The organism is Marinobacter salarius (assembly GCF_032922745.1).
Classification (GTDB): domain Bacteria; phylum Pseudomonadota; class Gammaproteobacteria; order Pseudomonadales; family Oleiphilaceae; genus Marinobacter.
On sequence record NZ_CP136693.1, the window covers coordinates 3,344,918 to 3,370,156 of the forward strand.

Annotated in this window: 20 protein-coding genes and 2 tRNA genes; 8 read left to right on the plus strand and 14 right to left on the minus strand. The window is 55.5% G+C overall.

Going from position 1 to position 25,239, the window contains the following annotated elements:
- Positions 1–118: 118 nt before the first annotated feature.
- From R1T46_RS15440 to sdhC, 4 genes are read right to left on the minus strand one after another with little or no spacing between them, the layout of a single operon-like run.
- Positions 119–823 (minus strand): succinate dehydrogenase iron-sulfur subunit, encoded by a 705-nt coding sequence (locus tag R1T46_RS15440; protein WP_317306056.1) that lies wholly within the window; start codon positions 821–823, stop codon positions 119–121.
- 13 nt (positions 824–836) lie between these two features.
- Positions 837–2,609: a succinate dehydrogenase flavoprotein subunit gene (gene sdhA / locus R1T46_RS15445; RefSeq protein WP_317306058.1), complete on the minus strand. Its 1,773-nt coding sequence runs from the start codon at positions 2,607–2,609 to the stop codon at positions 837–839.
- A gap of 3 nt (positions 2,610–2,612) precedes the next feature.
- Positions 2,613–2,957, minus strand: coding sequence for a succinate dehydrogenase, hydrophobic membrane anchor protein (gene sdhD / locus R1T46_RS15450; protein WP_036208073.1), 345 nt, complete (start codon positions 2,955–2,957; stop codon positions 2,613–2,615).
- Positions 2,951–3,325 (minus strand): succinate dehydrogenase, cytochrome b556 subunit, encoded by a 375-nt coding sequence (sdhC, locus tag R1T46_RS15455; protein WP_036208076.1) that lies wholly within the window; start codon positions 3,323–3,325, stop codon positions 2,951–2,953. The genes sdhD and sdhC overlap by 7 nt, the downstream gene beginning before the upstream one ends.
- 457 nt (positions 3,326–3,782) lie before the next feature.
- Between sdhC and gltA the strand changes: the two genes are divergently transcribed.
- Both gltA and R1T46_RS15465 read left to right on the plus strand, forming a co-directional pair.
- Positions 3,783–5,057: a citrate synthase gene (gene gltA, locus R1T46_RS15460; protein WP_317306059.1), complete on the plus strand. Its 1,275-nt coding sequence runs from the start codon at positions 3,783–3,785 to the stop codon at positions 5,055–5,057.
- 66 nt (positions 5,058–5,123) lie between these two features.
- Complete coding sequence (locus R1T46_RS15465) at positions 5,124–6,050, plus strand: NAD(P)-dependent oxidoreductase (RefSeq protein ID WP_348121490.1); 927 nt, start codon at positions 5,124–5,126, stop codon at positions 6,048–6,050.
- A gap of 61 nt (positions 6,051–6,111) precedes the next feature.
- Here the strand turns inward: R1T46_RS15465 and topA are convergent, their stop codons facing one another.
- The 3 genes from topA to fadB all read right to left on the minus strand — a co-directional run bounded on the left by topA (position 6,112) and on the right by fadB (position 12,352).
- Entirely contained in the window at positions 6,112–8,748 is a 2,637-nt protein-coding gene (topA, locus tag R1T46_RS15470) for a type I DNA topoisomerase (protein WP_317306061.1), read from the minus strand.
- A 247-nt stretch (positions 8,749–8,995) separates the two neighbouring features.
- Positions 8,996–10,171, minus strand: a complete 1,176-nt coding sequence (fadA, locus tag R1T46_RS15475; RefSeq protein WP_036208088.1) for an acetyl-CoA C-acyltransferase FadA — start codon at positions 10,169–10,171, stop codon at positions 8,996–8,998.
- 33 nt (positions 10,172–10,204) lie between these two features.
- Positions 10,205–12,352 (minus strand): fatty acid oxidation complex subunit alpha FadB, encoded by a 2,148-nt coding sequence (fadB, locus tag R1T46_RS15480; protein ID WP_091642044.1) that lies wholly within the window; start codon positions 12,350–12,352, stop codon positions 10,205–10,207.
- A 447-nt stretch (positions 12,353–12,799) separates the two neighbouring features.
- On the opposite strand from fadB, the gene R1T46_RS15485 reads away from it, so the two are divergent.
- Positions 12,800–13,615, plus strand: a complete 816-nt coding sequence (locus R1T46_RS15485; protein ID WP_317306064.1) for a hypothetical protein — start codon at positions 12,800–12,802, stop codon at positions 13,613–13,615.
- A gap of 156 nt (positions 13,616–13,771) precedes the next feature.
- Positions 13,772–14,203 (plus strand): universal stress protein, encoded by a 432-nt coding sequence (locus R1T46_RS15490; protein ID WP_317306065.1) that lies wholly within the window; start codon positions 13,772–13,774, stop codon positions 14,201–14,203.
- Positions 14,204–14,224: 21 nt separating this feature from the next.
- Here R1T46_RS15490 and R1T46_RS15495 read toward each other — a convergent pair whose 3' ends face one another.
- The 6 genes from R1T46_RS15495 to R1T46_RS15520 form a co-directional block, all read right to left on the minus strand.
- Positions 14,225–14,896, minus strand: coding sequence for a DUF6901 family protein (locus R1T46_RS15495; RefSeq protein ID WP_317306067.1), 672 nt, complete (start codon positions 14,894–14,896; stop codon positions 14,225–14,227).
- Positions 14,893–16,821, minus strand: a complete 1,929-nt coding sequence (locus R1T46_RS15500) for an ATP-binding cassette domain-containing protein (RefSeq protein ID WP_317306068.1) — start codon at positions 16,819–16,821, stop codon at positions 14,893–14,895. Before R1T46_RS15500 ends, R1T46_RS15495 begins: the two co-directional genes overlap by 4 nt.
- 1 nt (position 16,822) lies before the next feature.
- Positions 16,823–17,632, minus strand: a complete 810-nt coding sequence (locus tag R1T46_RS15505) for an MOSC domain-containing protein (RefSeq protein WP_278367221.1) — start codon at positions 17,630–17,632, stop codon at positions 16,823–16,825.
- 140 nt (positions 17,633–17,772) lie between these two features.
- Positions 17,773–17,848: transfer RNA gene (locus R1T46_RS15510), tRNA-Gly, on the minus strand.
- A 77-nt stretch (positions 17,849–17,925) separates the two neighbouring features.
- Positions 17,926–18,669, minus strand: coding sequence for a TetR/AcrR family transcriptional regulator (locus R1T46_RS15515; RefSeq protein WP_051946981.1), 744 nt, complete (start codon positions 18,667–18,669; stop codon positions 17,926–17,928).
- 161 nt (positions 18,670–18,830) lie between these two features.
- On the minus strand, positions 18,831–19,433 hold the full coding sequence (locus R1T46_RS15520) for a DUF924 family protein (RefSeq protein ID WP_041333206.1): 603 nt from the start codon (positions 19,431–19,433) through the stop codon (positions 18,831–18,833).
- A 96-nt stretch (positions 19,434–19,529) separates the two neighbouring features.
- Here R1T46_RS15520 and R1T46_RS15525 point away from each other — a divergent pair, with 96 nt between their 5' ends.
- The 4 genes from R1T46_RS15525 (at position 19,530) to R1T46_RS15540 (ending at position 23,764) form a co-directional block, all read left to right on the plus strand.
- The gene (locus tag R1T46_RS15525) at positions 19,530–19,916 is read left to right on the plus strand and encodes a sirohydrochlorin chelatase (RefSeq protein ID WP_036208116.1); all 387 of its coding nucleotides are present in this window, start codon (positions 19,530–19,532) and stop codon (positions 19,914–19,916) included.
- 56 nt (positions 19,917–19,972) lie between these two features.
- The gene (locus tag R1T46_RS15530) at positions 19,973–20,878 is read left to right on the plus strand and encodes a TIGR01777 family oxidoreductase (RefSeq protein ID WP_041333204.1); all 906 of its coding nucleotides are present in this window, start codon (positions 19,973–19,975) and stop codon (positions 20,876–20,878) included.
- A 149-nt stretch (positions 20,879–21,027) separates the two neighbouring features.
- Positions 21,028–21,103, plus strand: a tRNA-Glu gene (locus R1T46_RS15535).
- Positions 21,104–21,349: 246 nt separating this feature from the next.
- Positions 21,350–23,764: an EAL domain-containing protein gene (locus R1T46_RS15540; protein WP_036208121.1), complete on the plus strand. Its 2,415-nt coding sequence runs from the start codon at positions 21,350–21,352 to the stop codon at positions 23,762–23,764.
- Between the two features lie 43 nt (positions 23,765–23,807).
- On the opposite strand, the gene der is transcribed toward R1T46_RS15540, so the two are convergent.
- Positions 23,808–25,232 (minus strand): ribosome biogenesis GTPase Der, encoded by a 1,425-nt coding sequence (gene der / locus R1T46_RS15545; RefSeq protein WP_292050360.1) that lies wholly within the window; start codon positions 25,230–25,232, stop codon positions 23,808–23,810.
- Positions 25,233–25,239: the final 7 nt, after the last annotated feature.

Genomic DNA, 25,239 nt, shown 5'->3' on the forward strand with positions numbered 1-25,239 from the left:
AGTGTGCACCCTGCTAAGACTTTTGACTATAAGCCTTTGGTTGAAGGGCCCGCATCGTTGCGAGCCCTTCCGGGTGCGAGCCTTGTCAGCACAGTATAGCGTCTGTTTCAGATTCTGCTTATGTAGCCCGCTGTAGCAGAAGGTTCCGAATGTGACCAATCGCCCGTGTCGGATTAAGGCCTTTTGGACAAACGCTGACACAGTTCATGATGCCCCGACAGCGGAATACGCTGAACGGATCATCCAGATTGGCAAGACGCTCCTCCTGTGCGGTATCCCGGCTGTCGGCCAGGAACCGGTAGGCTTGCAGCAATCCGGCCGGACCAACGAACTTGTCCGGATTCCACCAGAATGAGGGGCAGGCCGTGGAACAGCAGGCACAGAGAATACACTCGTACAGGCCGTCCAGCTTTTCCCGGTCTTCCGGTGACTGGTAACGCTCAATAGCAGGCGCCGGATTGTCGTTGACCAGATACGGCATAACCTTCTCGTACTGCTTGTAGAACAGGCTCATGTCTACAACCAGGTCACGAATCACGGGCAGGCCCGGCAGCGGACGAACAACCAGCTTGTTGTTCTTGAGCACTTCCGACAGCGGCGTGATACAGGCAAGACCGTTCTTGCCGTTCATGTTCATACCGTCCGATCCGCACACACCTTCACGGCAGGAGCGACGGTAGGCCATTGAGGGGTCTTGCTCCTTGACCAGGTTCAGAACATCCAGAACCATCAGGTCCTTTCCTTCCGGGACATCCAGCTCAACGTCCTGCATATAGGGCGCATTGTCGGTTTCCGGGTTGTAACGGTACAGGCTTACTAACATTGTTCAGTCTCCCTTAGTAAGTCCGGATCTTCGGCTGGAATGTATCCACCGTTTTCGGAGCGAAGTTTACATCACGCTTTCCAACACGCTTGTCCAGCGGGAAGTACAGCGAATGCTTCAGCCAGTTCTCATCATCGCGCTCGGTAAAGTCGTTACGGGCATGAGCACCACGGCTTTCCTTACGCTCATAGGCTGAAACAGCCGTTGCAAGGGCAACTTCATACAGGTTGTCGAGCTCAAGGGCTTCAATACGCGCTGTGTTGAAAGCATTGCTGGTATCCGCGAGCTTGGTATTGCGCACACGCTTGCCAATCGCCTCCAGCTTTTCAAGACCTTCTTCCATGCTCTTGCCGTCACGGAACACACCGAAATAAAGCTGCATGCAGTTCTGTAGATCCTTACGCACTTCGGCAACGCTCTCACCTTCCGATGCGCTGTTCAGACGGTCAAGGCGCGCCATGGCGTTCTTGATGTCTTCCTCACTGGCGCCATCGACTTCGAAGCCGCCGCGAAGCTGCTCTTCAATGTGCAGACCAGCAGCACGACCAAACACCACCAGATCCAACAACGAGTTGCCACCCAGGCGATTCGCCCCATGCACGGAAACACAAGCGGCTTCACCGCAGGCAAACAACCCGGGAATCGGCGTATCGTTGCCATTTTCATCCTGAGTCAGGGCCTGACCGCCTACGTTGGTCGGAATCCCGCCCATCATGTAGTGACAGGTCGGCACAACCGGTACAGGCTCTTTAACCGGGTCCACATGCGCAAAGGTACGTGAAAGTTCACAGATACCCGGCAGACGTAGGTTCAGCGTTTCTTCCCCGAGGTGGTCCAGCTTCAACAGAACGTGATCCTTCTCCGGGCCACAGCCACGGCCTTCAAGGATCTCAATAACCATTGAGCGGGCAACAACGTCACGTCCAGCCAGATCCTTGGCGTTCGGTGCGTAACGCTCCATGAAGCGCTCACCCTCGGCATTGATCAGGTAACCGCCCTCACCCCGGCAACCTTCGGTCACCAGAGTCCCGGCACCGTGGATGCCCGTAGGATGGAACTGCCACATCTCCATATCCTGCATCGGGAAACCAGCACGGAGCGCCATGCCAATACCGTCGCCGGTGTTGATCAGGGCGTTGGTGGTGGAGGCGTAGATGCGCCCTGCACCGCCGGTCGCCAGTACTGTTGCCTTGCACTTGATGTATGCCACTTCGCCGCTCTCGATTTCGATGGCGACAACACCGACCACTTCGTTTTTACTGTTCTTGACCAGGTCAACGGCGTACCACTCGTTCAGGAAGGTGGTTCCGCCTTTGAGATTGGCCTGATAAAGCGTGTGCAGGAGTGCGTGCCCGGTACGGTCTGCAGCGGCACACGTACGCGCCGCCTGAGCGGGATTGTCCGGCCCTTTGGACTGACCACCAAACGGACGCTGGTAAATACGGCCCTGCTCGGTACGGGAGAACGGCAGCCCCATATGCTCGAGCTCGAAAACCGCCTGGGGACCCACGGAACACATATACTCTATCGCGTCCTGGTCACCGATGTAGTCGGAACCCTTGACGGTGTCATACATGTGCCAGCGCCAGTCATCATTGGGATCAGCGCTGGCGATCGCGCAGGTAATACCACCTTGGGCAGACACCGTATGGGAACGGGTCGGAAATACCTTGGTGATACATGCGGTATTGACGCCAGATTCTGTCAGTTGCAGGGCGGCACGCATACCGGCACCGCCGCCACCGATAACAATCGCGTCATAAGACATGGTCTTGATGTTAGCCATTAATTAAAGCCCCCAAAGAATCTGAATGCCCCAGACCAAATACACAAACATGGCCAGGCCACACAGTGCCTGTACCAGGAAGCGCGGCAAGGTCGCCTTGATGTAATCCGTTGTCACTGTCCAGAGCCCCACCCAGGCGTGCGCGCCAATCGAGAGCAATGCAAGCAAGGTAAAGATACGGAACCAGGTCTGGTCGAAAAGCGCCGACCAGCTGTCGTAATTAACGTCAGTGGTCAGGATGAACCCGAAAAGAAAAACTGTATACAGAGCAAGTACGTAGGCGGTAACACGCTGGATCATCCAGTCGAAAACACCGCTGCGCCCGAGATTCGTTACGCTGTTCACCATACCCAGACTCCTGCCAGAAGGATGAGAATAACGGAGATCACGACTGTGGCCTTCGCCGCGAGCCGGCCACTTTCCAGCTCTTCGCCGATGCCCATGTCCATCAGCAGGTGCTTGATACCCGCAACCAGGTGGTACAGCAAGGCAGACAGAATGCCCCAGGTAATCAGCTTCGCAAGGAAGCTGTCCAGCAAGCCACTAACCCGACTGAAGCCCTCTTCCCCGGAAAGGGAAAGCTGAAGCCCGTACAACATGAAAGCAACACCCACAAATATGATGATGCCACTGACGCGATGCAGTATGGACGTGATGGCTGGCAGCGGAAAATGAAACTTGCCGAGATCGAGATTTACTGGTCGTTTGCTATTCACAGCGCTCTCACACTCTCTCTTGGTTCCGCGGGGCCGGAAAAACCGGATGCGGATGGTTGGTATGTAACGATCGGCATGCTGGACGGATCCGGCACACGATGTGTTCAGGAGGGAGAAAAACCGGCATGCGCTCTTCTAAGATCTGGCGCTGCGGCCTGTTATATCCCCGATTCCGGGCTACGGATTATAAGGAGTACCCCTTTCAATTACAAACGCGCAACTCTGCCAGAGCCCGTAAAATCAGGCTCCAGGACCCGCTATAAAGAGGATTGACAAATTCAATTCGACCTCGAAAGCGGCCGTATTCCGGATTTCCCTGATTTACAGGAACCGTCAAATAATGGGTTTTATTGCCTCCTCCATTGACAAAAAAAGCCAACGCCCTATATTTTGCCGCCAGTTTTGCGATAATACGCGCCTTCTAGCGCTTCCAAATGCTGATAAATAGGAGAGCACCATGACCGACAGGAAAGCCACGCTTTCGGTGGGTGACAAGTCCATTGAGCTACCGGTTTACTCAGGCACCGTCGGCCCTGACGTCATTGACGTGAGAAGCCTTGTCCAGGAAGGCGTCTTTACGTACGACCCTGGATTTGTTTCCACCGCAGCCTGCGAATCCCAGATCACCTACATCGACGGAGCCAAGGGCGTTCTCCTGCACCGGGGCTACCCTATAGAGGAGCTGGCAGAAAACTCGGACTACTTGGAGGTCTGCTACCTCCTGCTCAACGGCGAGCTGCCGACAGCGGAAGAGAATAAGCGCTTCCATGACACCATCAAAAACCACACGATGTTGCACGACCAGATGCGCAACTTCTTCCAGGGTTTTCGCCGTGATGCGCATCCGATGGCCATCATGTGTGGTGTCGTTGGAGCCCTGTCGGCCTTTTATCACGACCAGATGGACGTCACCAACGTCGAGCAGCGGGAAATCACCGCCCACCGCCTGATTGCGAAAATGCCGACCATTGCAGCCTGGTGTTACAAGTACAGCATCGGCCAGCCGTTCATGTACCCTCGCAACGACCTGACCTACTCTGAGAACTTCCTGCAGATGATGTTTGGTGTTCCCTGCGAGGAATACAAGCCGAACCCGATCCTGGCCAAGGCGATGGACAAGATTTTCATCCTGCACGCCGATCACGAACAGAACGCGTCGACCTCAACCGTACGCCTCGCCGGCTCTACCGGCGCCAACCCCTACGCGTGTATCGCCTCCGGTATCGCGGCACTGTGGGGCCCTGCACACGGCGGTGCCAACGAAGCTGTTCTGGACATGCTTGCGGAAATCGGGGACGAGTCCAACATCGAGAAATTCATTGCCAAGGCGAAGGACAAGGACGACCCGTTCCGGCTGATGGGCTTTGGTCACCGGGTCTACAAGAACTTCGACCCGCGCGCCAAAGTAATGGCTGAAACCGCGCACGAAGTCCTGACTGAGCTTGGTCTGGAGAATGATCCTCTCCTGAAGATTGCACAACGTCTCGAGAAGATTGCCCTTGAAGACGAGTATTTCGTCCAGCGCAAACTTTACCCGAACGTAGACTTCTACTCCGGCCTGATTCTCAAGGCCATTGGCATTCCGACGTCCATGTTTACCGTCATATTCGCACTTTCGCGGACTATTGGCTGGTTCTCACACTGGAATGAAATGGTCAGCGGTGATTATCGCATTGGCCGGCCTCGCCAGCTGTACACCGGCTCCGAGGCAAGGGATTATCCCAAGAAATAACTGACGGATCGCAGAAATTGAAAGGCCGCTATACCAGCGGCCTTTTTTGTGCCCTCACATTCTGCAATGATTGATGTTTTCTTTACGCAAACAACAACCACGTCCGGAGAAACAGTGATGAACGTAACGGCAGCATTTATCGGTCTCGGCGTAATGGGCTACCCAATGGCGGGCCACCTGGCAAATGCGGGCTTTTCAGTCCAGGTATGGAACCGAACACATGGCAAAGCAGAGACTTGGGCCAGCCAATACAACGGAACGGCCTGCGACTCCATAGCGGCCGCCGTTGGTGAAGCAGACTTCGTGTTTACCTGCGTGGGTGCCGATGTTGACCTGAAAAAAGTCTATGAAGGCCCGGAGGGCATCATTGCCAACGCCAAGCCCGGCGCCGTGTTAGTCGACCACACAACGGCCTCTGCAGGCATTGCGGAGCAATTGGGTCAGCTCGCCAGCGCCCGCAACCTTGAGTTTGTTGACGCGCCGGTATCCGGTGGCCAACAAGGTGCGGAAAACGGCCAGCTTACCATCATGTGTGGCGGGGAGGCCGACGCTTTTTCGCAAGCGAAACCACTGATGGAACGTTACGCCAAAGCCCTGAACCATATGGGCCCGATCGGCAGCGGACAGAAAACCAAAATGGTAAATCAGATTGCCATCGCTGGCCTGGTTCAGGGGCTGTCGGAAGCCCTTCACTTTGCCGAACAGGCAGAGCTGGATGTGCGCAAGGTCGTCGACGTTATCTCCAAGGGAGCCGCGCAGTCATGGCAGATGGAAAACCGCTCAGGCACCATGATTGATGGTGAGTTCGAACACGGTTTCGCTGTTGACTGGATGCGCAAGGACCTGGCGATCTGCCTCGAAGAGGCACGAAAGAATGGCTCGAGGATTCCGGTCGCCGCACTCGTTGACCAGTTCTATGGAGATGTTCAGCAGATGGGGGGAAGCCGCTGGGATACGTCTTCACTGATACAACGGCTACGCAAGAAATCCTGACGTTCGTTTTCAAACAACCAGCAGGATGGGTATCAAACCCATCCTGCCATGAAGCAGCTCCTCACTTCTCTTTCGGCTGCCACTTGCCGCTCACAAACCACGCTGACCACCCTGTCGCTTTGCCGTCTTTTTCCGACATCACGTACTGCTCCTTGCTCTTCCGGCTATAACGGATAACCGTCGGATTTCCTTCCGGGTCACGTTCCGGGGCGTCCATCAGGTAATCGTACTTCGGATCAATTTCCTTGCGATGCGGCTTGATCTCCATCACCAGCGGCGGACGCGTTTCCCGGTTCTTGGGGAACTTGCTGGCAGCCAGGAACAAGCCGGAAGCGCCATCACGGAGCACGTAGGTGTCTTCCACCTTCTGGCACTGCAGTTCAGGCATCGGCACCGGATCCATCTTGGGCGGCGCAGGCTCGCCGCTTTTCAACAGTTTGCGGGTATTCTTGCATTCGGTGTTGGTGCAGCCGAAATATTTACCGAAACGCCCGGTCTTGAGCTGCATTTCAGAGCCGCATTTGTCGCACTCCAGGGTCGGACCTTCATAACCCTTGATACGGAACGTACCCTTCTCCACTTCATAGCCGGAACAATCGGGGTTGTTACCGCACACATGGAGCTTTCGGCCTTCGTCCACCAGGTAACTGTCCATGGCAGTTCCGCATTTCGGGCACCGCCGTTTCTTGCGCAAAAGACGGGTTTCACCTTCACCGTCGACGTCTTCGTCGGCGCTGACGACTTCGTCACCGGAAACCAGGTTGATGGTCGTTTTGCAACGTTCTTTGGGTGGCAGGGAGTAACCTGAACATCCCAGAAAGACACCGGTACTGGCCACCCGGATCTGCATCGGGCGACTGCACGTGGGACATGGAATGTCGGTCTCGGTCGGGGTATTTGCCCGCATGCTTCCGTCTTCGCCGCTCTCGGCGGTTTCGAGTTGCAGGCGGAAACGACCGTAAAAGTCGTTGAGAACCTTTTTCCAGTCCACCTCGCCACCAGCGATTTCGTCCAGCTCATCTTCCATTTTGGCGGTGAAGTCAAAATCCATCAGGTTCGGAAAGGATTCCGACAACCGCTCGGTGACGATCTCGCCCATTTTTTCAGCGTAGAAGCGACGGTTCTGCAAACGGACGTAGCCACGATCCTGGATGGTGGAGATAATCGAAGCGTAGGTGGATGGTCGCCCGATCCCCTGCTTCTCCAGCTCCTTGACCAGGCTCGCCTCGGTATAGCGCGGTGACGGCTTGGTGAAGTGCTGGCTTGGGTCCAGCTTCTTCAGCGTCAGGGTTTCGTCGACCTTGATATCCGGAAGCGCGATGTCTTCGTCTTTCTTGGCGGACTGCGGCGCCACTTTGAGGAAACCCTCAAATTTGATGATCCGACCCCGTGTACGGAGCTCGTAGTCGCCATTGGCAACCACGATGGACGTGCTCAGGAACTCGGCGTCGGCCATCTGACAGGCAATAAACTGGCGCCAGATCAGGTCGTAGAGCTTCTCAGCGTCTTTCTCCAGACCGCTTATATCGGCAGGCCTACGACTCACATCGGTCGGACGGATGGCCTCGTGAGCCTCCTGGGCACCCTCTTTGCTGCCGTATACCCTTGGTTTCTCCGGCAGGAATTTATCGCCGAACTGCTTTTTGACGAACTCACGGCAACTGGTCACGGCGTCCTGGCTCAGATTGGTCGAGTCGGTACGCATGTAGGTGATGAAGCCGGCTTCATAGAGGCGCTGGGCCAACATCATGGTTTTCTTGACGCTGAACCCCATCCGGTTGCTGGCCGCCTGCTGCAGCGTGGACGTAATAAAGGGGGCGGAGGGACGCGAGCGTGTCGGCTTGTCCTCTCGTTTGGCCACCTTGAACGTGCCATCTTTCAGGCGGTCAACATGTTCGACACTCTGTTTCTCACTGACTGGACGGTAGGCCTTATCGTCATACCGGGTCACTTCAAAACGAACAGCCTGCTCCGCCTGCTTCGAAGCCAGGTCAGCATGCAACTGCCAGAACTCTTCGGGAATGAACTTGCGGATTTCCCGTTCGCGTTCGACGATAAGCCGAACTGCAACCGACTGAACCCGACCGGCCGAAAGGCCGCGTGCAATCTTGGCCCACAGCAATGGCGATACCATATAGCCGACGACCCGGTCGAGGAATCGACGCGCCTGCTGTGCGTTAACGCGGTTGTTATCGAGATTCCCCGGATCCTTGAAGGCTTCCTGGATGGCACGCTTGGTTATCTCATTGAACACCACGCGGCGATATTTTTCGGGTTCGCCCCCAATGGTCTGCTGGAGGTGCCAGGCGATCGCCTCCCCCTCACGGTCCAAATCCGTCGCGAGATAGATATGATCGGCGGACTTTGCCAACCGCTTGAGTTCGCTGACAACCTTTTCCTTGCCGGGCAGTATCTCGTATCGGGCGCTCCAGTCCTGGTCAGGATCTACCCCCATGCGGGCAACCAGTTGCTCCCTGGACTTCCGTTTCTTGTGAACCACCTTCTCTTCCGGGCTCATCTTGCGGGTCAACGCGGCCTGCCTGGCACGTTCTTTCGGATCTGACGTTGAGCCGCTACCGCTGACCGGAAGGTCGCGAATGTGCCCGACGCTGGACTTCACAATGAAGTCGGACCCCAGGTATTTGTTGATGGTCTTCGCTTTCGCTGGCGACTCGACAATAACGAGGCTTTTACCCATATCGGAGATCTGTGTCCTTGGCGATAATCGGTTAAAAAATCAGCAAACCGGAAACTCGCTGTAAAATCAGTCGGCTAGAAAACAGTCCATAGCCGCCACAAGTGTATAGGTGCATTGTTTTACAGGGTCAAGAAAAGCAAGACAACCCATTCTTTTATTTCCAGGCGCCTTTTTCTCCAGTCAGAGACAGGAAAGCCCGGCGTTTGCCGGGCCTCCTGAGACAGCGTTACTGATTCTGCTCAATGAATCAGAGACGCTCCCATACCGTTGCAATGCCCTGCCCCAGGCCGATACACATGGTGGAAACACCAAGCTTACCGCCTTTGGCCTGCATGACATTCAGCAGGGTTGTGGAGATACGTGCACCGGAACAACCCAGCGGATGCCCAAGGGCAATCGCGCCACCGTTCAGGTTTACTTTCTCTTCCATTACACCCAACAGCTTCAGGTCTTTCAGGACCGGCAGGGACTGACCCGCAAAGGCTTCGTTCAGTTCCCAGAAGTCGATATCTTCGACTTTCAGGCCTGCGCGCTTCAACGCCTTCTTGGTGGCCGGAACCGGGCCGTAACCCATGATCGCGGGATCACAACCGGCAACAGCCATGCTGCGAATCCTGGCAACCGGCTTCAGGCCCAGAGCTTCAGCACGCTCTGCGGACATCAGCACCATGGCTGCGGCACCGTCAGTCAGCTGCGAGGACGTACCTGCAGTCACTGTACCGTTTTTCGGATCGAACGCTGGCTTCAGCTGACCCAGCGATTCAGCGGTGGTTTCGGGACGAATGGTCTCGTCTTCCTCGATCAGCACTTTAAAGCCGTTCTCGTCATGGCCTTCAATCGGAACGATTTCGTTCTTGAAGCGGCCTTCCTGAGTGGCTTCATGCGCCAGGCGATGTGAACGTGCGCCAAACTCGTCCTGCTGCTCACGGGTGATGCCGTGCATCTTGGCGAGCATTTCTGCGGTCAGGCCCATCATATTGGATGCTTTGGCAGAGTACTTGGACGCAGCCGGGTTGTGGTCAAAACCGTCGGTCATGGGAATGTGCCCCATGTGCTCAACACCACCCACGAAGAACACATCGCCGTTGCCAGTCTGGATCGCCTGGGCGGCGGTGTGGATCGCGCTCATGGCAGAACCACACAGACGGTTCACGGTCTGGGCAGCAGACTCATGAGGGATGCGGGTCAGCAATGAAATCTGACGCGCCACGTTGAAGCCCTGCTCCTTGGTCTGATTTACACAGCCCCAGATCACATCTTCAACTTCTTTCGGGTCGAGCTTCGGGTTGCGCTCAAACAGTGCTTCGATCAGCGCAGCCGACAGGGTTTCCGCACGAACATTGCGGAAGCAGCCGTTTTTGGCACGCCCCATCGGAGTCCGCACGCAATCGACGACGACAACGTCTCTCGGATTAAGGCTCATAGATCTTTCTCCGTTCGGAAATCTCGTTCAGGGTTAGCCAAAGAACTTTTCGCCAGTCTTGGCCATTTCACGCAGCTTCTCGGTCGGATGGTACAGGGGACCAAGATCTGCAAACTTGTCTGCCAGCTCGACGAACTTGTCGACACCCATGTCGTCGATATAACGCAGGGCACCACCACGGAACGGCGGGAAGCCGATACCGAAAATCAGGCCCATATCGGCGTCTGCCGGGTCTTCAACAATGCCGTCTTCCAGGCAGCGAACGGTTTCGAGGCACAGAGGCAGCATCATACGTGCGATGATGTCCTCGTCGCTGAAATCGTTCTTACCCTGAACAACCGGCTCAAGCAGCTTGTAGGTTTCTTCGTCGACAACCTTCTTCTGCTTGCCTTTGCGGTCCAGTTCGTACTTATAGAAGCCCTTGTCGTTCTTCTGTCCGTAACGGTTGTTATCGAACATCACGTCAATGGCGGTAGTACCTTCGTGCTTCATGCGGTCCGGGAAGCCGTCAGCCATGACTTCGCCAGCGTGCTTGCCGGTGTCCATGCCAACGACGTCCAGCAGATAGGCAGGGCCCATCGGCCAACCGAACTTCTCCATGACCTTGTCGACGTGCTGGAAATCCGCGCCGTCACGTACCAGGTTCACAAAGCCACCGAAGTATGGGAACAGCACACGGTTGACCAGGAAGCCCGGGCAGTCGTTGACCACAATCGGGGTCTTACCCATGGCCTTGGCGTAGGCCACGGTGGTGGCGATAGCCTTGTCACTGGTCTTCTCACCGCGGATAACCTCAACCAACGGCATCATGTGCACCGGGTTGAAGAAGTGCATGCCGCAGAAGTTTTCCGGGCGCTTCAGGTTCTTGGCCAGAAGATCGATGGAAATGGTGGAGGTGTTGGACGTCAGGATGGCGTCTTCACGAACATTATCCTCGGTCTCACGAAGAACAGCGTCTTTAACCTTCGGGTTTTCAACAACGGCCTCAACAACCAGGTCAACGTTCTTGAAGTCGCCGTAGTTGAGTGTCGGCGTGATGCTGTTCAGAACGTCAGCCATCTTGCTGGTGTCCATCTTACCCTTGTCAACACGCTTGGAAAGAAGCTTCTTCGCCTCTTTAAGACCCAGAGCAATACCTTCCTGGGCGATGTCCTTCATGATGATGGGCGTACCCTTCAATGCGGACTGGTAGGCCACACCGCCACCCATGATGCCAGCGCCCAGAACGGCCGCCAGTTTCACGTCATTGGCTTCCTTTTCCCAGGCCTTGGCCTTTTTCTTCAGCTCCTGATCGTTCAGGAACAGGCCAACCAGGCAGGCTGCCACGTTGGTTTTGGCCATCTTGGCGAAGCCTTTGGCCTCAACCTCGATCGCTTTGTCACGGGTAAGGCCGGCATGCTTCTGCATGACCTTGATTGCCTCGACCGGGGCCGGATAGTTCTTGCCAGCCTGGCCGGCAACGTACGCCTTGGAGATCTCGAAAGCCATCATGCTTTCCATGGCGTTCAGTTTGATCTTGCCCTTCTTCTCTTCACGACGCGCCTGGTAATCCAGCTTGCCGTCGTTGCACTGGTTGATAATGCTGATGGCTGCCTCTACCAGCTTCTCACCCTCAAGTACGGCATCAACTGCACCAACTTTAAGGGCTTTGTCGGCACGGTTCTCAGTGCCGCCGCAGATCCATTCAACCGCGTAGTCAACACCGACCAGACGGGACAGACGAACAGTGCCGCCAAAACCTGGAAAAATACCCAGCTTTACTTCCGGAAGACCTACTTTGGCCTTCTTGTCCATCACCCGGTAATCCGTGGCAAGACACATTTCGAAGCCGCCACCCAACGCCATACCGTTGATCGCCGTTACGGTGGGGAAAGGCAGATCTTCAATCGCGCTGAACACCTCATTGGCCTTGAGGTTGTTGGCAACGAGGTCTTCTTCCGGCCCGGCAAACAGGTCGGTGAATTCCGTAATGTCGGCGCCAACAATAAAGCTGTCCTTGGAACTGGTCACGACAAGGCCTTTCAGGCCCTTCTGCGCTTCCAGTTTGTCAGTCGCGGCGCGGAGCTCTTCAATCGTGAGACGGTTGAACTTGTTCACTGACTCGCCCTGCAAGTCAAAGTTCAACTGAGCGATCCCGCCTTCGATCTCTTTAACCGTGATGGCTTTACCTTCGTAAATCATCAACTGATCTCCAGTCTGTGTTTGGAACTGCTGAAACAGCCGCACAAGCGTTTCGCAAGACGACCGCTGATGCAGCGAGATTTCGGTCACTGTTTTCAATCAATACCCGATCAAGCGATCCAAGAATTCATACAGTCGTTTGAATCGTGGTGTGACACGATGAAAAAAAACGGCTCGTTTGTCAATTTGTTTCTGGATGAATCAACCCGACCAGCCTCGAAATGGACAGCCGAATGGCATCAGGAGGCGAATGGAATTGTTGTTTATCAAGCATGTAGTTCGAGGTATTGATGCGAAACGGCAGGTTTATCACGTAAATTTTAAATTTGTTTACATTTACTCCCGTAGCGCCCCCTAAAACAACTTGATTGGTCGGCGGAGTTACTTTACCTTCAGCCTAAGACTTTAGTCCACAATAATAAAACAGCCTTAACGGAGACCCATCCGATGAAAGACGCTCGCTTGCGGGTACGTTCCCTGGTAACGGCGCTCGTGCTGTTGCTGATTACTTCCTTTACGGTCCGCGCCCAGGAAGGCGACGGCTTTCTTTCGGACCTGCATAATTTCCGGGTCAATAACTACATGGCACTGGACGCCTACTATCGGTTCAGCGCAAGCGGCGATACCGAAACCCTGAACGAGATTGTTGCCAGTATCAATGCCGCCAACGAATCCATGAATTCGGTCGCGGATAGCAATGCCAGCGTATTGTCCGGAGCACAGGTAGAAAGCCTCAATGTGGAATTTGACAAGTTCAAGGATCTGATGCGAAGCAATATCAACGACGTACGCAACACCGGCTACCCTGATCTGCGCCTGATGTCCGATATGGCGAACCAGGCGTTAATGATGAACGAGGTGGCTTCGGAAATGTATGCGGTTGCCCGTGAAAGCACCGAAATTGCGACTTCCCAGAGAGTTGAAGCCGCACGTTCAGCAGCAGTCACTATGGCACAGATGATGGCCAAGTACTCTGCCCGCACCCACTCGTCAGTGGCGCAGACCTTCCAGGGCTCCTCGAACGACATCCCTCTTGACGAGCAGGCAAGGCAGTTCGACACATTGCTCTCCCAGATCACCGAAGGCGGCGTCCAGGGCCCACTAAAAACGGCTCTGGACGACCTGACCTCCAAGTGGCAGTTTATCCGCAACTCCTACATCAATTACAACGACAACAACGTTGCTTTTGTGATCGACCGCTATTCCAAAGGCATTCTCCGTGGCCTGGAGACAACCATTGGCCTGCTCCGCGAAAACGCCTGACATCCCTGCTGGCTGGGGCGGCCTGTTCCCCCAGCCAATGCACTCTCTGTCCTTTCCAGTCAGTCATTGATACCTGTCAGTATTGGTTTACACTTTTAGTATAAGGTGTTGCTTTGGTGCACAAAGAGCTTGACCCATCCGCTAAGGAGCGATGCGATGTCGATCTATAAGAAGATACTGGTGGCAATCGATCTGACCGAAGAAGCCCCCCAGGTACTCAACAAGGCCATCGAAATAAGCAAGGCCCACAGTGCCGAACTGATGTTGGTACACGTGGTCGAACCTGTTGGCTACGCCTATGGGGGCGACATTCCAATGGATCTGACGGAACTTCAGGACCAACTGGACAAGGCCGCGAAGGAACAGCTCGCCGGATATGGTGAAAAGTACGACGTAGGGACAGACAATCAAATCGTAACCGTGGGACGCCCGGAATCCGAAATCCATCGGCTGTCGGAGGAACAGAGCGTGGACTTGGTGATTGTCGGAAGCCACGGCCGCAAAGGGTTCCAGCTGCTTCTGGGATCAACCGCTAACGGTGTGTTGCACGGCACCGTCTGCGATGTCCTTGCGGTTCGTATCCAGTAGCCGGACTGTGGTCGCGGCGCCTCAAACGGCGCCGTCGCCTTTCATTTTTGCTTCCAGTTTACGAAGCTGACTCTCCAGGGAAAAACTCACACTTGAGGCCATTGAGAAGAAGTTCAGCAATGCCTTCAGGTTACTGTCCCCCTTGCATACCGAATGGATGCGCTGCCATAACGCCTGGTTCACCAACTGCAGACGTTGATTTCTCTCAACCAGTCCTTTCAGGTCCCAGTCTGGCTCTTGATGGTTGCGTTTTGCCAGGTACTGCTGCAGAAGGTAGTGAGACACACTCCTCATGATGAACTCATCGTTGCTGGCAAACGGTAAGTGATGCACGGCCATCGATTTCAATTCGGACAGCACCGGACACCCGCTTGTCGCCATTTTCAGTCCCAGCAATGACCTCAGGGCTTCCTCAAGTGTGGTGTCCTTGGAATAACTCCTACGGTCGTCGGTCACCTCTACATTCACCCTCTGATAGGCATCTTCTGCCTGAAAGGCGTTGACAACCGGAAGTATTTCAACCGCGGCGGGACATCGCGGCGACTCTGACGGTTTCAGCGGGCAGTTGGAGCATTGGCAGTGCTCCAACTTTGTCCAGCTCGGCAGATTGCCCGTCGAGTCGGCCGGTCGATCGGTTACTTTAAAAGTTTCTGAACGTTTGTCTTCAAGCTTGAAGTGATACGTTACATTCATTGATTCGCCTGTTCTTCCAGCTCCATCCAGCGCTCGATGACCTTCTCCAGGTGGGCTTCCTTGTCCCCGAGGTCCGCCAGGGTCGTGGAGACGCTCTCAGCGGGCCCGGAGTAGAATTCCGGATCGGAAATTTGTGCCCGAAGCTTTTCCAGTTCCGCCTCCAGCTCTTCAATCTGGGCCGGAAGTTTTTCCAGTTCAAGCTTCAGTTTGTAGCTGAGTTTTACGGGTTTTGTTTTCTTGGTGTCCGCCACGGTGGGTGCTTCCGGCCTTTTTTCCGGTGCCGGGTTCTGATTCTTGGGCGGTTTGGTGGCCTTCCGGCTTACCCCCTCGGAAGGAAACCGACCACCCTGCCTTCGCCAGTCGGTATAACCGCCGACGAACTCCGCGACTCTGCCAGAGCCGTCGAGGAATACCGTATCAGTGGCAACGTTATCCAGGAACTCCCGGTCGTGGCTGATAACGATCACAGTGCCGGCAAATTCCACCAGCCGGGATTCGAGTAACTCCAGAGTTTCCACGTCCAGATCGTTGGTTGGCTCATCCAGCACCAGGATATTGGCCGGCTTGCTGAAGAGCTTGGCAAGAAGCAGGCGCGCACGCTCGCCACCAGAAAATACACGGACAGGAGAACGCGCCCGTTCGGGGCTGAACAGGAATTCCTGCAGATAACCTAGTACGTGCTTGCTCTGGCCATTGATTTCGATGAACTCCCGGCCCTCTGAAAGGTTATCCAGTGCGTTGCGTTCCAAGTCGAGCTCACCGCGAAGTTGGTCGAAGTAAGCAATCTGCAAATTGGTGCCGAGGCGGATCCTGCCATCCGTGGGCTTCAGGTCTCCCAGCATCAGACGGACCAAGGTAGTCTTCCCGGTGCCGTTCTCACCAACGAGACCAATCTTGTCGCCTCGGAGCACGGTCATGTTCATGTCGCGAATAACCGCAGTACCGTCAGGATAGGCAAAGCCGGCATCACTGGCTTCCACCACCAGTTTCCCGGAACGGGCAGCGTCTTCCACCGAAAAGCTCGCAGTTCCACCGCGTTCGCGACGTTGCTGGCGTTCTTCACGCATGGCCTTTAGCGCCCTCACCCGGCCCATATTGCGGGTCCTACGAGCCTTGATCCCCTGACGAATCCACGCCTCTTCCTGCTTTAGCCGCTTGTCGAACAACGCATTCTGGCGATCTTCCTCCTCCAGAGCCTTTTCCTTGAGGTCCAGGTAACGGTCGTACGTAGCCGCGAAACTCACCAGATGCCCGCGGTCCAGTTCCACGATCCGCGTGGCCATGCGGCGTATAAACGCGCGGTCGTGGCTGACAAACAGAATCGCGCCACGGAATTGACCAAGGGCCTCTTCCAGCCAGGCAATGGCGGGCACATCCAGGTGGTTGGTAGGCTCATCCAGCAACAGAATATCCGGCTCGGTCACCAGGGCACGCGCCAACAGGACACGTCGCTGCCAACCGCCGGAAAGCGTGTTCAGACGCTGCTCCGGGTCGATGCCATATTGCTCGAGGATGGCGCCGACTTTCTGGTCCAGACGCCAGCCATCCAGCGCCTCAAGGCGCTCCTGTACTTTCATCAGCCGGTCCAGGCTGGCTTCATCCGCAGTCTGGGACAACCGATGAAATTCCGCGAGCAATTCCCCGGTCTCCGGGAAAGCACCGGAAACGGCCTCATACGCGGTTCGAGTATCATTGACGGGGAGATTCTGGGGCAGCACTGACAACACCGCACCGTCGTCCAGCCGGACAACACCGCCGTCCGCCGTTACCTCACCGCTGACGATCTTCAGTAGTGTGGATTTTCCCTCGCCATTCCTGCCAAGAAGACACAAACGTTCACCTGCCTCGATGGTCATAGAGGCTTGGTCGAGCAATGGCTGCATGCCAAAAGCAAGGGATACGGCATCCAGCGTTAACAATGGCACGTTACTGATTCTCCGTTGTGGCAGTCGTTTGCAGAGTAATCGGATCACCGACCCGGATGGTCCCGTCCGATTCATGAATGGCGTTCATTCCGAAAATGACGCCGTCAGAGGTTCGCCGATAGGTTCCAAGCATCCTTAAAGGCTGCAGATCTACGGACTTTACGCCTTGGTCCGGATCCACGGTGGTCATAACACAGCGGGAACAGGGCTTTACCAGCGTGAATGCCGTTTCCCCGATGCGTGCAGATGTCCAGTTGTCCTCATCCCAGGCCCCCGCGCCCTCAACAACAATGTTCGGCCGGAACCTTCGCATATCGATGGCCGAATCAAGGCGCGTGTTCAGCTCTTCAAGGGACGCAAGGTTGGTGATCAGGAATGGAAAACCATCGGCAAAGCTGACCCGACGATACTCGGTAACCCGGCTCGCATCAACGCGGCGGAAGGTTTCCTCGGGCATATACACAAAGCGAAATGTCTGGCCACAGTAGCGGGACAGCGCAGCAGATGCCTTGTCCTCTCCGTACACCGCTTTCGCCCAGTCCCGCCAGACCCTGACACGACACTCCTCAGTGTCCGGCAACAATGGAAACTCGCCCTCCCCCGGTATATCGACAAAGACCTGACCTGAGTCCAACCGGGCTTTGATCATGGCGAGTTCCGGATTGCTTCGCTGGGTAACGAACTCGCGCTCGGAATCAACGATCATCCAGCGACGGTCATCGGCCGGACCGAACTCGTCCAGAAGGAATGAAGAAACCTGGATTCCGGCCAGGGACTTGACCGGATAGACATACAACGAATGTACCTGCATGGGCGCTCCCGAAACACTGACGACAAGGCATCCAATATGACCTGGCAGTATAACCGAGAACAGGGTGTGAAGACTGTGGCTTGCAGGCTAAAAATGAAAAACCCGGCCTTTCCTTTCGAAAAGACCGGGTTTTTGGAATCTGGAGCGGGAAACGAGATTCGAACTCGCGACCCCAACCTTGGCAAGGTTGTGCTCTACCAGCTGAGCTATTCCCGCTTGATCAACGGACGCGTATTCTACGGATTCATCCTGGTTCGTCAACTCTTTTTTCAGGACCTTTTTCATCCCCATATTCAGACCGGTACGATCTCCTGTTCGCCTAACGCCAACCCGATCACGCGCGCAACGGTCTCAGACAGTGCAGCGTAATCCACACGCTGATCGTTGAGTAAAGAATCGTATCCCATACCCAGAGTGACATTCACCAGCAGCGTTGCGTCTCTCTCCGGTGATGGCGAATCCAGCCGCTTCAGTATCTGCCGCAGGCCTGCGGTCCAGGCTTCACGATAGCTTCTTGCCAGGCCCGCAAGACGGTCATCCCTTAGCGCTTCCATAAGGAACACCTGCTCCGCCAGCATCTGCTGCCTTCGCTTTGTAAACTGCTCATGGAGGTAGGCCGTCGATATTACCGACAAACGCGCAGCCAATTCCTTGCGTTGGGGACCATTGCGCCGAAGGGTTTCTGCAGGGGTGGTATCCAGCACCAGATTGATGGTGTCATAAAAGCCATCAAGATTGTCCCGGGCTTTTTCAGCGAAAAGCATGAATGAGTCACTGATCAATTCATGAATATCGCGAAAGTAATAGGTGGTGGCGGCCAGAGGCACTTTCGCTTCCCTCGCAACAGCTCGATGCTTGATGCCTCGCAAACCGTCACGAGCTGCAATTCGAAGGGTCGCCTCCAGGATTTTAAGACGCCGTAGCTCGCTTTTTACACGTAAGGTCTTGCGCCCCCTGTAGCGAATCGACTGCCGAAGTAATCGGTTCTCCGGCAGTTCACTGTTCGCCTGGAGTGCGGGGTTCTGTAACTGCCCCATGGCTGGTTTTCCTTGTTTCGATCGCCGGCCGCCTGCAATGGCCCTGAGACCTGTGCAGCGAAGCCTGATTCTTGTTAGTTTTTGTAAATTCTGCCGCATAAGGCGCCATGAAACCTTGATGGGCTTGGCAGTTCCGGCCTGTTGAACGGATTTGAAGGCATTTATTGGCCGAAGCGCTTACCGTTGGTCAGGTAGGCTTGCTCCTCCGGGCTCGAGGAGCGTTTCAGTGCCTGGTTGCGGTGTGGAAAACGGCCGAATTGGTGGATGATATCCCGATGGTCACGGGCGGATTGTAGAAAACTCTCCATAAAATCTCCGACAATGCCATCGGTAGCGGCGGCCAATTGCGAGTAACACTCCACAGACAGATCCTGATCCTCACGTTTTTCCGAGTGCTGCAGCGGCATATAGAGGAAGCCCCGCTTTACCGGGGGCAATTCCATGTCCTGTCCATCACGCATCGCTGCCTTACAGAGCTGTACAGACAACCGGTCATTGGAAAACGCCAGCGCTCCGCCCCGATGTATATTCCGTGTGAACTGATCCAGCAGGATGATCTCTGCAAGAGCCCCACCGGCCGTCTTGCGCCAGTGCCGCAGACCGTCCTCTGACGCAAAAAGGACCATCGACAGGAAGCGTCGCCGGATTTCCTGGTCGAAGGCACGCGTGGAACGGAACCAGCGATTCCTGTGAAAGCTGTCCGGCAGGCCGTGCTCATCAAGTTCACCAAACCAGAAATCCAGAATCTCTTTCCAATCGAACATATACCCATCCTATCGTCATCGAGCAGCACAGTGGCAGGCCTGCGGCTGCTACACTTTAGATTACTATCCCAGCTTTTATTCATACCAGGAGATACTATGAACGGAGAAGCTCCCCGAATAATCCTACTTGCCCATGGAAGCAGCGATGAGCGCTGGTGCCGGACGTTCGAAGCATTGGCAACCCCGACACTTGAATCTGTACCCGGGTCCCGCATTGCCTATATGGAACTGGCAGAGCCCTCCCTAGATACGGTTATCAGCGAGGGAGCAAGTGAAGGCGTCCGACAGTATACCGTCGTGCCGCTATTCCTGGCGGCGGGCCGTCATCTCAGAAAAGACGTTCCCGCGATGATCGAGGGGCTACAAAGCCAACACGAGGTCAGCATTACGCTTGCACCACCCATCGGTGAGAATCCCGAACTGGGGAAAGCCATTCGTGACGTTGTGATCCACGAACTCGACAGCCACAAACAGCCGGCATAACCCATCACCGACAACTATCAATAGCCGACCATTAACCGACCCAGGAGCGAGCAGCAATGGATAATCGGATTCTGATCACCGGAGGCACCGGATTCATCGGCCAATCATTGTGCCAACAACTGATCAGCAAAGGCTACGCCCCAACCGTCTTCAGCAGACAGTCCACAGCAAACGTTCAGGCTCTTTGTGGACGTGTAGAGGCGTTGGGAGATCTCGAGCTGCTACGAGGCCACCCGGGGTTCGGCGCGGTTATCAACCTGGCTGGCGAAGGCATCGCCGATAAACGGTGGTCCGATCGCCGCAAACAGGAACTGCGGGACAGCCGTATCGGCCTTACTAGCCTCCTGGCGAACGTGATAAGGAGCTGGGAATCACTCCCGCGCGTGCTGGTGTCCGGTTCTGCGGTGGGTTTCTACGGCGACCAGGGCCGTGAACGCGTGACTGAGCAAACGTTGCCCCATGACGAATTCACTCATCGCATGTGCCGTGACTGGGAACAGGAAGCTCTGAGCCTGGAGGCTGACGGCGTTCGCGTATGCCTGTCGCGGACGGGGATTGTTGCCGGCCCCGGTGGCGGTTTCCTGCAGCGCATGCTTCTACCCTTCCGCCTGGGTCTTGGGGGACGACTTGGCGACGGCGAACAGTTCATGCCATGGGTTCACCGGGACGACGTGGTCGCAGCGCTTGTCTGGATGCTCGAATCCGACAAGGCCAACGGCCCCTACAACGTCGTGAGCCCCAACCCGGTCACCAACCGGCAGTTTACAAAGTGTCTTGCCGGCGTTTTGGGCCGGCCGGCCATTTTCCCGGCACCAAGTCCGGTCCTTAAGTTGGCGCTGGGCGAAATGTCCCGGTTGTTACTGACCGGCCAAATGGCCATACCCGAAAGACTCGAAGCCGAAGGGTTCCATTTCCAGTATCCTGAATTGGGCCCAGCCCTGGCGGATTCGGTAAGGTACTGAGGCGGTCCTCGGAAAGGCTCAGGGCAGCTTCCTCGACCAACCTGCTGTGCTCGCGAAAGCTATTATTTTTTTTAAAAACCGTTTGACAGCTCGTATCGCCTTACTTAATATACGCGCCACCTCGACGAGGCAAGCTTTTGAAGCGATGCGTCCCCTTCGTCTAGTGGCCTAGGACTCCGCCCTTTCACGGCGGCAACAGGGGTTCGAACCCCCTAGGGGACGCCATTTTTTCAGCTTCTTTTTCTTTGCAGGTCCACTCTGCACTCCCAATCGATCAGCCCTGCATGCGCAGGCGTCCAACACCCCCGATCACCGCCCGCTCCCAAGACATTAACAAATCCTGAACAGTGACACATTTCTCCCGATTTTTCCTGTATTTGCGAGGCATTTGCAAGAAACTGCTGCTATAGTCCTGAGAACACCGTCTGACCATGCTCATTGAAACCTGCCAGGGTGGCCGAAGTATAGGACATGCAAAAACTGTTGACTCGCCTGCAACGATTTCGAACCGGGTCTCCCCTGTCCTTCAGGCTGCTCGCATACATCCTGTTGTTCAGCTCGTTGTTCACGCTCATCTCTTCAGCTATCCAGATATACTCGGATTACCGGAAGGACCTGTCGCAGATCGACAGGCGCATGATGGTTGTCGAAACCGGCTATACCTCCAGTCTGGCCCGCAGCCTATGGGCGCTGGATCAGAAACTCCTACAGACCCAGCTCGAAGGCATACTCAGCCTGCCAGACATCGTTCACCTACGCCTCAAAATTGAACCGGATTCCGAACTGGTCATGGGCGAAATCCCTCGCAACGCCCAGACAATCAGCCATACGTTCAAGCTCACCCACCAGGGTGATGAAATGTTCAGTTTGGGTCAGTTGACCATCACCGCCGATCTGAAGCGGGTGTTCTCGGACATGCGCCAAAAAGTCGTAGTGGTGCTGACCACCCAGTTCCTGAAGACCTTTTTCGTTTCGATCCTGATCATCTGGATTTTCCAGCACTTCATTGCGCGGCACCTGACCACCATGGCCAACTACGCCCGCAATTTCTCACTCAACAACCTGTCAGACCCGCTTGAACTGGACCGACCGGATACCCAACTGAATCGAAATGACGAACTGGCCCAGGTCACCGTTGCCATCAACCAGATGCGGGAACGTCTCAACGATGACCTCGAGCGACAGGAGCGCGATGCCCAGGAAATCCGAAAATTCTCCAAGGCGATTGAGCAAAGCCCGTCATCGGTGCTGATTTGTGATCGCCAGTGGCGTATCGAATACGCCAACCAGAAATTCAGCCAGCTCACCGGCTACGACGCTGCCACCATCGCCGGAAAACACCCGGGCGTGCTATCCGAGGATGCGCAGGCCCATCGAGAAAACCGCCAACTGTGGCAATCCATCCGACTTCAGGTCCAACGCGTGGGGGTCTGGCAGGGGGAAATCAACAGCGTTCGCAAGAACGGTGAGCGCTTCTGGGAACAACTGATCGTAACCCCCATCAAGAATTCCAAGGGCGAAGCCACCGGCTACCTGATTCTTGGCGAAGATATCAGTATCCGCAAGCGCTACGAGCAACAACTGCTCAGACAGGCTAACTACGACATCCTGACCGGGCTTCCCAACCGGATGCTCGCCCTGGATCGCCTGAAACTGGCCCTGGCCCAGGCAAGACGCGAAAGCTCCCTGGTTGGCGTGATGTTTCTCGACCTGGACAACTTCAAGCACATCAACGATACCCTTGGGCACGACGCCGGCGATAACCTCCTGATAGAGGCCGCACGACGGATTTCCAGCTGCCTTCGGGGTACCAGCACCGTCGCCAGGCTTGGTGGTGATGAGTTTCTGGTAATATTGCCCGGCCTGACGGGCCCCGAGGCGACGTCACAGGTCGCAGAGCGTATCCTCAAGACCTTTGCCCCTCCTTACCTGCTGAATGGCCAGGAAGTGTTCGTAACCACCAGTATCGGTATCTCCGTTTTCCCGAACGACTCCGATAACAGCGGCACCCTGCTTCAGCACGCCGATGCCGCCATGTACCAGGCCAAACACAAGGGTAAAAGTGCCTATGCTCTCTTTGCTCCGGAAATGACGGAAGTCTCCCATGAACGGCTGCAGATGGAATCGCTGATGCGCCGGGCCCTGGAGCAAAAAGAGTTTGAGCTCTACTACCAGCCCATTGTTCGCACTGAGTCCGGACAACTGTGCTCTGCCGAAGCCCTGCTGCGCTGGAATAACCCCGGTATGGGTATGGTCATGCCCGACCGGTTTATACCCCTGGCGGAAGAAACCGGCCTGATAACGCCGATTGGTGAATGGGTGTTACGGGAAGCCTGCCTGGCGGCCATACGCTGGAAAGAGTCCACTGGTACGGACATCGGCATTTCAGTCAACGTATCTCCCAGGCAATTCAGGGATCCGGGCTTTGTCGACACCGTCATGAATGCTCTCAAAGCCAGCGGTTTGCCCCCCCAGCAACTGGAACTGGAAATCACTGAGCGACTGATCCTTGATAACACCATAGAAACCGCCGATATCCTGCGGCAACTCGATCAATCCGGCATTCGCCTGTCAGTTGATGACTTCGGTACCGGCTATTCGGCGCTCAGCTACCTCAAGAGCTACCCTTTCGATACCCTGAAAATCGACAAATCCTTTGTCCAGGACGTGATGAAGGAGCGGGAGGACGCCTCGCTGGTGAAGGCCATCATCAACATGGCCCACAGTCTTGGCTTGAGTGTAATTGCAGAAGGCGTGGAAGAAGAAGCCCAGACACACTTCCTGCAACAGGAAGGCTGTGACTATTCACAAGGCTATTTCTACAGCAGGCCGATGCCCGAAAACGAGTTTCAGGAGTGGCTAAAGACCAACCATCGCGCCCTTTGATGCAGCACCGACTGCCTGGCGCTGCCCCGACGGTCGGATCGTTTCAGCGTTTCTTGCTCTTCATTCGCGCTTTCTTCCGTACCGGCCGCCCTTTCTTCAGGTCATTGTCCTGTTTGACCTTCTGACGCGGCGTAAGCCGGCTAACCTTATTAGCGAACGGGTTTTCACTGGAACGGAACTCGAAGCGAATGGGAGAACCATTGACCTTCAGCACTTTACGGAAGGTATTCTCCAGATAGCGTTTGTAAGCCCCTGGCAACGCGTCAGTCTGATTGCCATGCACCACAATCACTGGAGGGTTGGACCCACCCTGGTGGGCGTATCGCAGTTTGATTCGGCGCCCCTGTACCAGTGGCGGCTGGTGTTGTGCGGTAGCGTCCTGGAGGATGGCCGTCAGACGATTGGTGGGCCACTTGGCCATCGCTGACTCATAGCAGTCATGAACCGAATCGTACATTACGCCCACACCGGAACCGTGAAGGGCTGAAATGTAATGCTTGTCGGCATAGTCAAGAAAGTCCAGGCGGCGCTGGACCTGCTCCTTTACCTTGGCGCGGTCGTCCGGGTCCATGCCATCCCATTTGTTGACCGCAATCACCAGGGAACGGCCGGCATCCAGAACAAAACCAATCAGATGCAGGTCCTGATCCACCAGCCCTTCCCTGGCGTCGATAACCAGGATGACCACATGGGCATCGTCAATGGCCTGAAGGGTTTTAATGATGGAAAACTTCTCTACCACTTCACTGACGTTTTTGCGACGGCGCACACCCGCTGTATCGATCAGCGTGTACTGGTTATCCATGCGTTCGAACGGGATATAAACGCTGTCTCGGGTGGTACCGGGCATGTCATAGACAATCACCCGGTCTTCCCCGAGCATACGATTAACCAGTGTGGACTTGCCCACGTTCGGCCGCCCGACAATGCCAATGCGTATGCCTGGATAGCGATCAGCACGATCTTGCGCTTCACGCTCTTCCTCGGACGGCAGCAACTCTTCCAGCATGGAGCGAATGCCACGGTTATGGGAAGCTGCTATCAGATAGGTGGACTCGAAGCCCAGACCGTAGAAATCGGAAGCGGCAATATCGGGGTCCTGGCCATCGGTTTTATTGACCACCAGGTGTGCCCGCTTGCCAGTCTTGCGCAGATGGGCCGCGATCAATTCATCGCCACCATTGAGTCCCGCCTTGCCATCTACCAGAAACAGGACAATGTCTGCTTCCTCGACAGCCTGCATGGACTGGCGCGCCATTTCGGCGTCCAGGCCTTTTTCGTCCCCGGTCAGGCCACCGGTATCAATCACGATAAAGCGCTGCCCTTCGTAATTGCCCTCACCGTATTTACGATCACGGGTTAAGCCGGGGAAATCCGCTACAAGCGCATCCCGGGACCGCGTCATTTGATTAAACAGTGTCGATTTGCCCACGTTGGGGCGCCCGACAAGAGCAATTACAGGGGTCATAGTCTTT

What these genes read in the sequence shown, in the direction of transcription:
- R1T46_RS15440 (WP_317306056.1), bottom strand. Translation starts at nt 823, where the DNA reads ATGTTAGTAAGCCTGTACCGTTACAACCCGGAAACCGACAATGCGCCC.
- sdhA (WP_317306058.1), bottom strand. Translation starts at nt 2,609, where the DNA reads ATGGCTAACATCAAGACCATGTCTTATGACGCGATTGTTATCGGTGGC.
- sdhD (WP_036208073.1), bottom strand. Translation starts at nt 2,957, where the DNA reads ATGGTGAACAGCGTAACGAATCTCGGGCGCAGCGGTGTTTTCGACTGG.
- gltA (WP_317306059.1), top strand. Translation starts at nt 3,783, where the DNA reads ATGACCGACAGGAAAGCCACGCTTTCGGTGGGTGACAAGTCCATTGAG.
- R1T46_RS15465 (WP_348121490.1), top strand. Translation starts at nt 5,124, where the DNA reads ATGATTGATGTTTTCTTTACGCAAACAACAACCACGTCCGGAGAAACA.
- topA (WP_317306061.1), bottom strand. Translation starts at nt 8,748, where the DNA reads ATGGGTAAAAGCCTCGTTATTGTCGAGTCGCCAGCGAAAGCGAAGACC.
- fadA (WP_036208088.1), bottom strand. Translation starts at nt 10,171, where the DNA reads ATGAGCCTTAATCCGAGAGACGTTGTCGTCGTCGATTGCGTGCGGACT.
- fadB (WP_091642044.1), bottom strand. Translation starts at nt 12,352, where the DNA reads ATGATTTACGAAGGTAAAGCCATCACGGTTAAAGAGATCGAAGGCGGG.
- R1T46_RS15485 (WP_317306064.1), top strand. Translation starts at nt 12,800, where the DNA reads ATGAAAGACGCTCGCTTGCGGGTACGTTCCCTGGTAACGGCGCTCGTG.
- R1T46_RS15490 (WP_317306065.1), top strand. Translation starts at nt 13,772, where the DNA reads ATGTCGATCTATAAGAAGATACTGGTGGCAATCGATCTGACCGAAGAA.
- R1T46_RS15495 (WP_317306067.1), bottom strand. Translation starts at nt 14,896, where the DNA reads ATGAATGTAACGTATCACTTCAAGCTTGAAGACAAACGTTCAGAAACT.
- R1T46_RS15505 (WP_278367221.1), bottom strand. Translation starts at nt 17,632, where the DNA reads ATGCAGGTACATTCGTTGTATGTCTATCCGGTCAAGTCCCTGGCCGGA.
- R1T46_RS15515 (WP_051946981.1), bottom strand. Translation starts at nt 18,669, where the DNA reads ATGGGGCAGTTACAGAACCCCGCACTCCAGGCGAACAGTGAACTGCCG.
- R1T46_RS15520 (WP_041333206.1), bottom strand. Translation starts at nt 19,433, where the DNA reads ATGTTCGATTGGAAAGAGATTCTGGATTTCTGGTTTGGTGAACTTGAT.
- R1T46_RS15525 (WP_036208116.1), top strand. Translation starts at nt 19,530, where the DNA reads ATGAACGGAGAAGCTCCCCGAATAATCCTACTTGCCCATGGAAGCAGC.
- R1T46_RS15530 (WP_041333204.1), top strand. Translation starts at nt 19,973, where the DNA reads ATGGATAATCGGATTCTGATCACCGGAGGCACCGGATTCATCGGCCAA.
- R1T46_RS15540 (WP_036208121.1), top strand. Translation starts at nt 21,350, where the DNA reads ATGCAAAAACTGTTGACTCGCCTGCAACGATTTCGAACCGGGTCTCCC.
- der (WP_292050360.1), bottom strand. Translation starts at nt 25,232, where the DNA reads ATGACCCCTGTAATTGCTCTTGTCGGGCGCCCCAACGTGGGCAAATCG.